Origin of the sequence: Nocardiopsis sp. NPDC006938, from assembly GCF_042869555.1 — a bacterium.
GTDB lineage: Bacteria > Actinomycetota > Actinomycetes > Streptosporangiales > Streptosporangiaceae > Nocardiopsis.
Genome location: NZ_JBIAGA010000007.1, coordinates 53019 through 64097, shown reverse-complemented (window position 1 = coordinate 64097; position 11079 = coordinate 53019). Strand labels below are relative to the sequence as shown.

Sequence of the window (11079 nt, the reverse complement as noted above, 5' to 3'; positions counted from 1 at the left end):
AACGGACCCGGCGGCCAACCCGGCCACGGCGCACCCGGCGGGTCCGGCGCCAACCCGCCGCTGTGGGGCGGCCAGGACGACACGGCCGGGTACGGCCAGCCGGGTCAGTCCACGCTCCCGGACGCGGGACGCCACGCCGGTCAACCCTCCCCCTTCGGTCAGGGACCGGCGGTCCCTCCGGTTCCCGGCGGACCGGTCGGCGGACAGGGTTCGGGGCAGCCCGGTTTCCCCGGGGCCCCCGGCGGCCCCGGCTACCCGACCGGCGCCTACCCCGCGGACCAGCTGCGCGGGGATCTCCCCACCGCGTTCCCGGGCCACACCACGCCGGGAGACCCCTACGGACAGCGGCCCCGTCCGGGCGGCTACGGCGCCCCGGGAGACCCGCTCCAGGGAGGTTTCTCCCCCCAGCGACCCGAACCGGACTACGGATACCCGCCGGTGGACGGTTGGCAGCCGCAACCCCCCGAGGTCGGCGACGGCCGGGGCGGCCCCGGTCAGCAGCCGGACCCCGGTCCCTACGGTCAGCCTCCCTACGGTCATCCCGCTCCCGGCCAGGAGCACTACGAAGGCGGCTACGAGGACGGCCGGTTCCGCTAGGGCGACGGCCTCGCAGGGAGCCGTCGGCACCCTGATCATCGCTTCACACCACCGAGGTGGCGGGCAACCCCGCCACCTCGGCTTTTTTCGTCCCGTTGGTCACCACCGGCATGTGAAGTCCGGAAAACGGCCACCAAGAGCACAACAATCCGTAACACAGAGTCATCTTCATTGACTACAGTTAGTTATCGGCGGAGCACCCTTCGCGGTCCCGCCATCGTCACGCGTGCAGCCACGTACCCCCCGTTTCGGACACTGCCGTTCCCGTGCGCCCGCGCACACGCCTTGCCTGGTCCAACCCGAACGGAGTAACCATGCGCAACGACGCCCAGGGAGCACCACCGGGCCCGCCGGAGACCACCTCCGAACGGCCCGGGACCCACACGGATCGCAAGGGGGTCGCCGCCGACGTCGGCGCCTCCCTCGTGGTCTTCCTGGTCGCCGTCCCCCTGTCCCTGGGGATCGCCGTAGCATCCGGCGCCCCACTGATCGCCGGGATCATCGCCGCCGTCGTCGGCGGCATCGTCGCCGGGCTCGTCGGCGGATCGGTGGTGCAGGTCAGCGGCCCCGCGGCCGGCCTCACCATCATCGTCGCCGACCTGATCATGACCTACGGGTGGCGGGTCACCTGCCTGATCACCCTGCTGGCCGGACTGGTCCAGCTCGCCCTGGGGGCGTTCCGCATCGCGCGGGCCGCCCTCGCCGTGTCGCCCGCCGTCGTGCACGGCATGCTCGCGGGGGTCGGTGTCACCATCGCCCTGGCCCAGCTGCACGTGGTCCTGGGCGGCGCCCCGCAGAGCTCGGCCCTGGCCAACATCACCGACCTGCCCGACCAGATCGCGCACAACCACACCGCCGCCGTCGCGGTCGGCGTCATCACCATCGCGATCATGTTCGGCTGGAACCGGCTGCCCGCCGTCGGCAGGGTCCGGCCCGGGATGATCCCGGCCGCCCTGGTCGCGGTGGGCACCGCGACCGTCATCGCCACCCTGGGCCGCTGGGAGGTAGAGACCGTGGCCCTGCCCGCGTCCCTGGCCGACGCCTGGAACGGGCCCATGCTGCCCGAGCCCGGCCAGTGGCACGGGGTCGCCCTCGCAGTGGCGGCGGTGGCCATGGTCGCCAGTGTGGAGTCGTTGCTGGCCGCCATCGCCGTGGACCGGCTGCACAGCGGCCGCCGCGTGCAGCTCAACCGCGAGCTCTGCGGCCAGGGCGCCGCCAACACCGTCAGCGGAGCGCTCGGCGGCCTGCCCATCGCCGGGGTCATCGTGCGCAGCACCGCCAACGTGCGGGCCGGGGCCCGCTCCCCGCTCTCCACGATCCTGCACGGTGTGTGGATTCTGCTGTTCGTCGCGTTCTTCGCGCACGTGGTCGAACTGATCCCGATGCCCGCCCTGGCGGCGCTGCTCGTCTTCATCGGCGTGCAGATGGTGTCCCTGGCCCACCTGCGCGACCTGCGCAAGCACCACGAGGCCAGCGTCTACCTCGTGACCCTGTCCGGCGTGGTGTTCATCGGGCTGCTGGAGGGGGTCTTCATCGGCTTCGCGCTGGCGATGATCGTCGCCCTGCGCCGCCTGACCAAGCTCACCGTGGTCACCGAAGAACGCGCCGGTCGGGTGCACGTGGCCGTCCACGGCTCGCTCACCTTCCTCGGGGTGCCGCGCCTGGCACACGTTCTGCGGACCATCCCCGCGGGGTCCAGCGTCGACCTGGACCTGCACGTGGACTTCATGGACCACGCCGCCTTCGAGGCCATCCACGCCTGGCGGGTGGACCACGAGCGCACCGGCGGGAGCGTCGACATCGACGAGGTCCACGAGAACTGGTACGAACGCAGCTCCACCCGGTCGGCCCCGGCGGCCAAGACCATCCCCAAGGGGCGTTGGTGGGCCCCGTGGGACATGCGCCGGGAGCCGTCCGGCGCCGACCAGGCGGTGCACCCGCTGGGGCTGCTCACCGCGGGAGCGCGCGAGTACCACGCCAGTACCGCGGACCAGATGCGTTCGGTGATGAGCCGCCTCTCCCACCGCCACCATCCGACCGCCCTGTTCGTCACGTGCGCCGACTCACGCGTGGTGCCGAACCTGATCACCGCGAGCGGCCCGGGCGACCTGTTCACCCTGCGCAACCTCGGCAACCTGGTGCCCCCGCACGACAGCGCCGACGGGTCCGCCGGAGCCGCCGTGGAGTACGCCGTCAACGTCCTGCGGGTGCCCTCGATCGTGGTCTGCGGGCACTCCCACTGCGGGGCCATGCGCGCCCTCACCGAGGGGGCGCACCAGGGTCCGGCGGAGGAGGAGAGCACACACATCCGCCGCTGGCTGGCCAACGGTTCCGCGAGCCTGCGCCGGACCGGCGCCGACCACGGCGAGCTGGCGGGGCTTCCCTCCTCCGAGGCCCTGCGGCGCCTGGCCCAGGCCAACGTGGTGGAGCAGCTCGGCAACCTCATGGGGTACCCGGTCGTCCGCGAACGGGTGGAGTCGGGCGAGCTCACCCTGTCCGGGATGTACTACGACCTGGAGACCGCCAAGGTGCACCTGCTGGACGCCGAGACCGGGGAGTTCTCCCCGGTGCGGGACCTCCAGGACGTGCCCGAGCCGGTGCCGCACCCGCGTGCGGGCGCGGCGGCCGGTCAGTCGTTGGACGGGTCGTCGTCGGGTGCGTCGTCCCGTCCGTCCTGCTGAACACCTGAGGCCTGGTAGGTGGCGAGCAGGATGATCGCCACGATCGCCAGGATCGGCAGGCCGAAGAGGACCACCCAGAAGGCGGTGGAGTCGAACAAGAGTCACCCATTCCCGTGAACGCGGATGCCTTCGGGCCGTCCACCCCGGTCGGCCCGAGGGCGTTCGCGCTCCGGGCTTTTCCGGGGTACGGAGCGCAAGGGTCAATCTACCGCTCCACAAGGCGATCCGGCTATCACCGTGACGATTCGGGACCCTGTCCCCGTGGTGTCCGGCACCTGGGCCGGCCGTCCCGAAAGTGCCGCGATCCCCCCTGTACGAATCCGGTCGGGCACCTTACTCTCCAGGGGACCGAAGGAAACCAACCAACTACCCCGCTCCTTCGGCATGTTCCTTCACAGGAGACCAGATGTGCGAGTCCTGCACGGCGCCCCTCGCTGACCCCCGCGCCGGTGAACCCTCCCCCTCCCCCTGGTCGCGCCGCATGCTGTTCGGCGCCGGACTGGGAGCCGCCGTGGCCCTGACCGGCGTGGGCGGCACCGCCCACGCCGCCTCGGCAATGAACGCCTCATGGTGCAACCCGGCACTGGGCTACTTCCCCAACGGCGGGCACTACGGTGCTCCCCGGGGCGGCAGCACCCACGCGGGCCAGGACGTCACCAACAGCACCGGCACCGCCGTGTACGCGGCGGCCGCCGGAACCGTGGTCGGCCGCTCCTGGGGCGGCGGCCTCACCGGCCGGACCGGCGAGGCCATCGTCATCTCCCACGGCGGCAACGTGTACACGTACTACGGCCACCTCAGCGTCTACCGGGTGGCGCTCAACGCCCGGGTCAGCGCGGGCCAGCGCATCGCCGACATGGGCGCCACCGGGAACGTCACCGGCCCCCACCTGCACTTCGAAACCCACACCGGACGTCTGGGAGGCATCACCAACCCCGTGCCCTTCATGCGCAACCGGGGCGTGGACCTGGGCGGAGGGTGGTCGAGCATCGACCCCGAGGCCCGGGGCGTGACGGTCACCGCCATCCAGCACCTGATGACCCAGCGCGGCACGTCCCTGGTGGCCGACGGCTACTACGGGCCCACGTCGGTCAACGCGGTCAAGGGCTTCCAGCGGAGCAAGGGGCTGGTCGCCGACGGCCAGGTCGGCCCCAAGACCTGGCCCCACCTGGTGTACGAGCTCAAGCAGGGAGTGCGCGACGGTTCCCACGTGCGCGGGCTCCAGGTCGCGATGAACAAGCGCAGCGCCGGTCTGGCGGTCGACGGGAACTTCGGCCCGGTCATGAACACCGCCGTGCGCGAGTTCCAGCGCGTCAACCGCCTGGTGGTCGACGGGGAGGCCGGGGCCATCACCTGGCGTGCCCTGGTCGGCTGAGCGAGCCGCTCGGCCCCGGCCCGGACCCGGGGCCGAGCCCGCGGGCGCGCCGCGCCGCAACCGGTGGCCGCCGAGGAACGCCCGTGAGGCGGGACCGCCGACAAGCGAAGAGGAGGGGGAGTCGGCCGGTAAGCCGGATTCTGTCGGTCCTGGGACCGGACGGTCATCCATCTGGGGCCGCCGTTGCCGACGACCTCGGTGCGGTCTACCCGCGAACTCGGGCGGGCCGCCCTCGAACATCCGCGCGGGAACCCGAGGGTTCCCTTTTTGACCTTGCTCCGGGTGGGGTTTACCTAGCCGACCGGATCACTCCGGCCGCTGGTGGTCTCTTACACCACCGTTTCACCCTGACCACCGCGAGCGGTGGCGGTCTGTTTTCTGTGGCACTGTCCCGCGGGTCGCCCCGGGTCGGTGTTACCGACCACCCTGCCCTGTGGAGTCCGGACTTTCCTCGAACCCGCGCCGGGCGCGGGTCCGCGACCGTCTGGCCGACTCCCCCTCGTGCGCCCAGTCTAGCGGTCCCGCGCGGGTCCGGCGGACCCGCGCAGGTGCGCGGTGTCGTTGAGCGAACGCACCACCCGAGGCCCGTCCGCGTAACAGTCGACCTCCGTCAGGCACGCCGTGTCCAGATGCATCCGGTACAGCGCGCCGATCGGCGCGAGCAGCGCCCGCTGAACGGTGACCTTGATCGGTGTCACGTGGCTCACCACCAGAACCCGGCGCCCCCGGTGGCGCTCCAGCAGGGCGTCGGTGGCCTCACCCACCCGGCGGGCCACCTCCGCGAAGCTCTCGCCGCCCGGCGGACCGGCCTCCGGGTCCGCCAACCACCGGTCGATCCCCTCGGGGTCGCGCTCGCGCGCCTCGGCGAAGGTCAGCCCCTCCCAGGCGCCGAAGTCGGTCTCCACGAACCCGGCGTCCTCCTCCACCGTGAGGCCGAGCAGGTCCGCCGTGTACCCGGCGGTCTGCCGGGTGCGCAACAGCGGAGAGGAGACCACCGCGTCGATCCCCCACCCCGCCAGACGCCGCGCCGACGCCCGGGCCTGGGCGTGTCCCTCCTCGGTGAGGGGGACGTCGCCCCGACCCGCGAAGCGGCGCTCGACCGACAGCGGTGTCTGTCCGTGCCGGAGCAGCACCAGGCGGGTCGGTTCGGTGTCCGGCGCGCCCCAGCTCATTCGGCCGCGGGGGCGTTGAGCCCCGACTCCTCGGTGCGCACCAGGATGCGGCGGCAGTCCTCGCAGCGGACGACCTCGTCGGCGGCGGTGGCCCGGATCTCGTTGAGCTCCACGGTGCTGAGCGCCAGCTTGCAGCCGTTACAGCGGCCGTACCGCAGCGGGGCGGCCGCGACGCCGTCGTACTGGGAACGCAGCTTGTCGTACAGGGCGAGGAGGTCGGCGGGGATGTCCGCGCTGACCCGCTCGCGGTCCTGGGTGACACGGGCGCGGTCCCACTGGATCTCGGCGGCCGCGGTGTCCCGGCGCGCGGTGACCTCGGTGAACCGGGCGACGGCTTCCTCCCGCTCACCGGTCAGGCGCGAGACGTCGGCGTTGACCGTCTCGGCCTCCTCCATGACCTCAAGGACGACCTCCTCCAGCTCGGCCTGGCGGCGGCCCAGCGACACGATCTCCGACTGGAGGTTCTGGAGTTCCTTGGCGTTGGTGATCCGCCCCGACTCCAGGCGCTGGGTGTCCCGCTCGGCGCGGGAGCGCACCTGGTCCACGTCGCCCTCGGCCTTGCGCTGGTGGCGGGCGATGTCGGAGGCGCGGGTCTGTGCGGTGATCAGCTCGGCGTCGATCGCGTCGACGCGCTCCTTGAGCCGGGCCGCCTCGGCGATCTCCGTCAGGCCGCGCAGACGGTGGTCCAGCCGCTGGAGCTGGGTGTCGAGCTCCTGGAGGTCGAGGAGTCTGGCCTGAGCGGCGGGTTCGGCTTTCACGTGGGGTCTCCTGGGAATCGCGGTTGGGAGGCCGTGGCGGCCGCCCGCGCCCTGTGCAGTTGTGGTGGTCGGGGGTGTCACACGTGTGAGAAGGTCCGTGACCAGGCATCCGTCACGGTGGTGGACACTCGGGTCTCCACGTTAGCCCCATCGGGGCCGCCCGCGCGCCGGAGCGCGTCGGTCAGGTGGGCGGCGCCGTCCGCCAGCCACGGCCACTCGCTGGCGAAGTGGGCGGTGTCCACGAGCGCGGGCCCGCCGGGTTCGCCGACGAACTCCGAGGCCGGGTGGTGGCGCAGGTCGGAGGTGACGTAGACGTCGACTCCGGCGGCGCGGGCCGCGCCGAGCAGGGAGTCGCCCGCTCCGCCGGAGACGGCGACGCTGGTGACCAGCCGGTCGAGGTCTCCGGCCACCCGGATTCCCCCCGCGGTGGCGGGCAGCCCCCGGGCCACCCGGGCGGCGAAGTCGCGCAGGACCATCGGCTCGTCCAGTTCACCGACGCGGCCGATACCGCGCCGCCCGTCGGGGTCGGTGGTGTCGGGGTCCAGCGGCCGCAGCGGTCCGTCGAGGCCGACCGCGCGGGCCAGGGCGTCGGACACCCCCGGTGCGGCGGTGTCGGCGTTGGTGTGCGCCGTGTACAGGGCCACCCCGGAGCGGATGAGGCGGTGCGCGATCCGGCCCTTGGGGGTGTGGGCGGCCACGCTGGTGACGCCGCGCAGCATGAGCGGGTGGTGGGTGACGATGAGGTCGGCGCCCCAGGTGAGGGCCTCGTCGACCACGGCGTCGACGGGGTCGACCGCGAACAGGACCCGCTCCACCGGCTGCGCGGGGTCTCCGCAGACCAGCCCGACGGCGTCCCAGGAGGCGGCCCACCGGGGCGGGTAGACCTCCTCGAAGGCGGCGGTGACGTCGGACAGGGTCAGTGGCTGTGTGGTCGAGGTGCTCACGGGCACGAGACTAACGCCACCGCCGCGCGAGCGCGCACCGGCCACCAGCCCTCCTTGTGGACGCGCCCGGGACCGCCTAACGTTCGGGGACACCGAGCGGAGCGGGGACACGTCATGCGCGACACCACGGTCGAACTCCACGGGCGCACGGTCGCCCTCACCGACATCGGTGATCCGGACGGCACTGCCGTCCTGTACGCGCACGGCGCTCCGGTGAGCCGGAGGAACCTGGGCGACCAGCACGCGGAGTTCGCCGCCGCCGGGCTCCGTGTGATCACCGCCGACCGCCCCGGCTACGGGGGCTCCTCCCCGGTCCCGGGCCGGACCCGCGCGGACTGGGCCGACGACACCGCGGCGCTCGCCGACGCTCTCGGCATCGACCGGTTCCTGGTGGCGGCGCACTCCTCCGGTGGACCGTACGGGGTGGCCGTGGCCGCCCTGCTGCCCGAAAGGGTGGGGGGCACGGTCGTCCTGGGCGGGGTCACCGACTTCGCGTGGGGGCCGAGCTGGGAGGGCTTCTCCGCGTCGGAGTGCGCCATGATGCGCCAACCCGACGAACGGGCCGCCCTGGAGTGGGGCGAGCGCCACCTCGCGGACGCGGACGGGATCGAGTGGCCCGACCCCGACCGCGAACTGATCTCCACGCGCGACCTCCCCCACCTCAGGGCGTCGTCGAAGGAGGCCTTCGCCCAGGGCGTGGGCGGCTACACCCAGGACACCTGGGTCCAGGGCCGCCCGTGGGACTTCGACCCCGCCGACGCCGGCGCTCCCTTCGTGGTGGTGCACGGGGACCTGGACACCGTGGTGCCGATCGCCCACTCTCGGCACACCGCCGAACTGGTCCCGGACGCCGAACTGCGCGTGCTGCCCGGGCACGGTCACGTCACCGTCCTGTGGGAGCTGCCCGCCCTGCTCACCGAGGTGCGCGACCGACTCTGAGCGCCTGCCGCGCTCACCCGGTGTCCGCCCGTAGAGTGGTGTCCCGATGAACGACACCGAACAGAAGCGACCCCGCTCCCCGATCGGCGCCCACGTGCCCGTGGCGGGCGGAATGGCCACCAAGGGCCTGGCGTACGCGGAGCAGATCGGCGCGGAGACCGTCCAGGTCTTCGTCTCCAACCCGCGCGGCTGGGCGACCAACGCGGGCGATCCCGCGCAGGACGCGAAGATGCGCGAGCGCACGGACCTTCCCGTGTTCGTGCACTCCCCGTACCTGATCAACCCCGGGGCGCCCAAGGAGGAGACCGGCGAGAAGTCGATGGTCTCCCTGGAGCACGCCCTGCGCAGAGGCGCGCAGATCGGCGCTCTGGGCGTGGTGATGCACACCGGCTCGGCGGTCTCGGGCGGACGCGAGGCCGGGCTGGAGCGGGTGCGGGCCCGTCTGGTCCCTCTGCTGGAGCGGCTCGGTGACGACGTCCCGCCGGTGCTGTTGGAGCCGATGGCCGGTCAGGGACAGGTCCTGTGTGCCACCGTCGACGACCTCGTCACCTACCTCGACGCCCTGGACTGGCACTCGAACGTGGGCGTGTGCCTGGACACCGCGCACCTGTTCGCGGCCGGGCACGACATCTCGACGGTCGAGGGCATGCGCGAGACCCTGGACCGCTTCGGTGAGGTGGTCGGCGCCGACCGGCTCAGGCTGATCCACGGCAACGACTCCAAGGCGCCCTGCGGAAGCAGGAGGGACCTGCACGAGAACATCGGCGCGGGCCACATCGGTGCCGCGCCGTTCGCGGAGCTGTTCCGCCACCCGGTGACCGCCGGTGTCCCCATCACCGTGGAGACCCCCGGGCCGGAGGGACCGCACGCCGAGGACGTGGCGACGCTCAAGAGGCTGCGCGCCGAGGCCTGACCCCCGCCCCGCGGCCGCGGTCCCCGAGCATCGGTTCCGGGGCCGGGCCGTGGGGCGCGGCAACGCGGTCGCGGCCCAGGGCGGCCCGAACGCTCACCCCGCCCCGGTCGGGAGTGCTTCGCTCTCGGCGGCGTCGGCCAGGGCGCGGTCGGTACGGCGCGCGGTCTCGGTGATGACCCGCCACGCGAGGACGGTGGTGACGATCGCGATCGCCCCGCCCACGAAGAAGGGCAGCACCAGGTCGATCCGGCCGAGCAGCCCGCCCGCGAGTGCTCCGATCGGTGTCGCGCCCCAACCGACCATGCGGGTGACCCCGGAAACCCGGCCGCGTACCGCGTCGGGGACCACGACCTGGTAGTACGGTCCCGCGGCGATGTTGGAGGCGACCATGCAGAACCCGGCCACCGTCAGGAACGCGAAGGCCGAGTAGGGGTCAGCGACCAGGGCCACGCTCGTGAGACCGACCGACATCACCAGGTAGCCGCCGAGCACCGTGGCCCGCCGCCCGATCCGGGTGATGATCGCGCCCGCCGCCAGGGCCCCGCAGATCCCGCCGATCGCCATCGACGCCGAGAAGACGCCGAAGAGGGCGGCGGAGACCCCGAGGCCGTTCTGCGCGTAGAGCACCAGCACGGCTCCGCTCATGTTCCCGCCGACCATCATGCCCGCGTTGCAGAGCATGTTGCCTCGTAGGACGCGGTCGGTGAAGACCTGGCGGAAGCCCTCGCCCGTGGAACGCCAGAACCCCTCGGAACCGGCCGGTTCCACCTCCGGGCCGTCCTCGGGCACCGGGCGCCGCCACACCAGCGGGACGGCGCACAGCAGCAGCACGCACAGGGCGTAGGACCCCGCGATGCCCGCGAGCGGAGCGGCGGCACCGGCGGCGAACAGGAACCCGGCCACCGGGCGGCCCAGACAGTCCTGGGCGACCAGACGAGCGCCCTCCACCCTGCTGTTGGCCCGGTCCAGGAGGCGTGCGGGGACCAACTGGACCACCGCGATCCGGCTGGCCGGGTCGGTCACCGTCTCGCAGCAGATGACCGCGAACATCGCGGCGTACAGGGCCCAGAGGGACAGGTGGCCGGTGACCAGTGTCAGGACGAGGCCGACCATGACCAGGGCGGCCAGGGAGTTCGACACCACCATGGCGCGCATCCGGTGTACCCGGTCGATGAGCACGCCGGACAGCGGGGCCAGGAGCAGCCAGGGCAGGAACCGCACGGCGGTCAGACCGGCGATCAGGAGCGGGTCCTGGGTGAGGGTGACGGCGATCAGCGGCAGCGCCACGGCGAGCATGCCGTCGGCGAGGTTGGTGAACGCCCCGGCGCCCCAGAAGCGGTGGAAGTCGGGGCCGAGGCGATCGCCTCGGGTGGCGGGTGCGGTGGACATGGCGCTCCTGAGGGGGGTGGCGTTCGGGTGGCACCGGGGTCAGTGGCGTGGAGTCGGTGGTGCGGACACGGGGTCGGCCACGCGGATGGTGCTCACCGGATGTGTGGGGCCGGTGGGACCTTCGGTGGAGCTGGCGAGGCCTGCGGGGTAAGCGGGGCCTGTCAGGTCGGCGGGATCGGGACGCCGAGGCCGGTGGGGTGCGTGGGGCCTGCGGAGTAAGCGGGGCCTGTCAGGTCGGCGGGATCGGGACGCCGAGGCCGGTGGGGTGCGTGGGGCCTGCGGAGTAAGCGGGGCCTGTCAGGTCGGCGGGA

9 protein-coding genes, 1 other RNA gene and 1 pseudogene are annotated in these 11079 nt (G+C 72.9%); 5 read left to right on the top strand and 6 right to left on the bottom strand.

Annotated features, from left to right (window positions below; all coding sequences use genetic code 11):
- Positions 1 to 597 (top strand): annotated as a pseudogene (locus tag ACFYL4_RS13110) (hypothetical protein); the annotation flags it as partial.
- Between the two features lie 314 nt (positions 598 to 911).
- A complete protein-coding gene (locus tag ACFYL4_RS13105) occupies positions 912 to 3278 on the top strand; it encodes a SulP family inorganic anion transporter (RefSeq protein ID WP_387518470.1) in 2367 nt (788 codons plus the stop codon).
- On the opposite strand, the gene ACFYL4_RS13100 is transcribed toward ACFYL4_RS13105, so the two are convergent.
- On the bottom strand, positions 3227 to 3376 hold the full coding sequence (locus ACFYL4_RS13100; RefSeq protein ID WP_357761585.1) for a hypothetical protein: 150 nt from the start codon (positions 3374 to 3376) through the stop codon (positions 3227 to 3229). The two genes, ACFYL4_RS13105 and ACFYL4_RS13100, sit on opposite strands and share 52 nt — an antisense overlap.
- Positions 3377 to 3684: 308 nt before the next feature.
- On the opposite strand from ACFYL4_RS13100, the gene ACFYL4_RS13095 reads away from it, so the two are divergent.
- Entirely contained in the window at positions 3685 to 4653 is a 969-nt protein-coding gene (locus tag ACFYL4_RS13095) for a peptidoglycan-binding protein (RefSeq protein WP_387518469.1), read from the top strand.
- A gap of 113 nt (positions 4654 to 4766) precedes the next feature.
- On the opposite strand, the gene rnpB is transcribed toward ACFYL4_RS13095, so the two are convergent.
- The 4 genes from rnpB to ACFYL4_RS13075 all read right to left on the bottom strand — a co-directional run bounded on the left by rnpB (position 4767) and on the right by ACFYL4_RS13075 (position 7533).
- Positions 4767 to 5149: RNase P RNA component class A (gene rnpB / locus ACFYL4_RS13090), an RNA gene on the bottom strand.
- A 16-nt stretch (positions 5150 to 5165) separates the two neighbouring features.
- Positions 5166 to 5825, bottom strand: a complete 660-nt coding sequence (locus tag ACFYL4_RS13085) for a histidine phosphatase family protein (protein ID WP_387518468.1) — start codon at positions 5823 to 5825, stop codon at positions 5166 to 5168.
- Complete coding sequence (locus ACFYL4_RS13080; protein ID WP_357761594.1) at positions 5822 to 6583, bottom strand: C4-type zinc ribbon domain-containing protein; 762 nt, start codon at positions 6581 to 6583, stop codon at positions 5822 to 5824. Before ACFYL4_RS13080 ends, ACFYL4_RS13085 begins: the two co-directional genes overlap by 4 nt.
- Positions 6584 to 6660: 77 nt before the next feature.
- The gene (locus ACFYL4_RS13075; protein WP_387518467.1) at positions 6661 to 7533 is read right to left on the bottom strand and encodes a Nif3-like dinuclear metal center hexameric protein; all 873 of its coding nucleotides are present in this window, start codon (positions 7531 to 7533) and stop codon (positions 6661 to 6663) included.
- Positions 7534 to 7641: 108 nt separating this feature from the next.
- Between ACFYL4_RS13075 and ACFYL4_RS13070 the strand changes: the two genes are divergently transcribed.
- Positions 7642 to 8466: an alpha/beta hydrolase gene (locus tag ACFYL4_RS13070; RefSeq protein ID WP_357761600.1), complete on the top strand. Its 825-nt coding sequence runs from the start codon at positions 7642 to 7644 to the stop codon at positions 8464 to 8466.
- A gap of 46 nt (positions 8467 to 8512) precedes the next feature.
- Positions 8513 to 9379, top strand: a complete 867-nt coding sequence (locus tag ACFYL4_RS13065; RefSeq protein ID WP_357761603.1) for a deoxyribonuclease IV — start codon at positions 8513 to 8515, stop codon at positions 9377 to 9379.
- A 93-nt stretch (positions 9380 to 9472) separates the two neighbouring features.
- On the opposite strand, the gene ACFYL4_RS13060 is transcribed toward ACFYL4_RS13065, so the two are convergent.
- On the bottom strand, positions 9473 to 10768 hold the full coding sequence (locus ACFYL4_RS13060; protein ID WP_387518466.1) for an MFS transporter: 1296 nt from the start codon (positions 10766 to 10768) through the stop codon (positions 9473 to 9475).
- Positions 10769 to 11079 lie beyond the last annotated feature (311 nt).

What these genes read in the sequence shown, in the direction of transcription:
- ACFYL4_RS13105 (WP_387518470.1), top strand. Translation starts at nt 912, where the DNA reads ATGCGCAACGACGCCCAGGGAGCACCACCGGGCCCGCCGGAGACCACC.
- ACFYL4_RS13095 (WP_387518469.1), top strand. Translation starts at nt 3,685, where the DNA reads ATGTGCGAGTCCTGCACGGCGCCCCTCGCTGACCCCCGCGCCGGTGAA.
- ACFYL4_RS13085 (WP_387518468.1), bottom strand. Translation starts at nt 5,825, where the DNA reads ATGAGCTGGGGCGCGCCGGACACCGAACCGACCCGCCTGGTGCTGCTC.
- ACFYL4_RS13070 (WP_357761600.1), top strand. Translation starts at nt 7,642, where the DNA reads ATGCGCGACACCACGGTCGAACTCCACGGGCGCACGGTCGCCCTCACC.
- ACFYL4_RS13065 (WP_357761603.1), top strand. Translation starts at nt 8,513, where the DNA reads ATGAACGACACCGAACAGAAGCGACCCCGCTCCCCGATCGGCGCCCAC.
- ACFYL4_RS13060 (WP_387518466.1), bottom strand. Translation starts at nt 10,768, where the DNA reads ATGTCCACCGCACCCGCCACCCGAGGCGATCGCCTCGGCCCCGACTTC.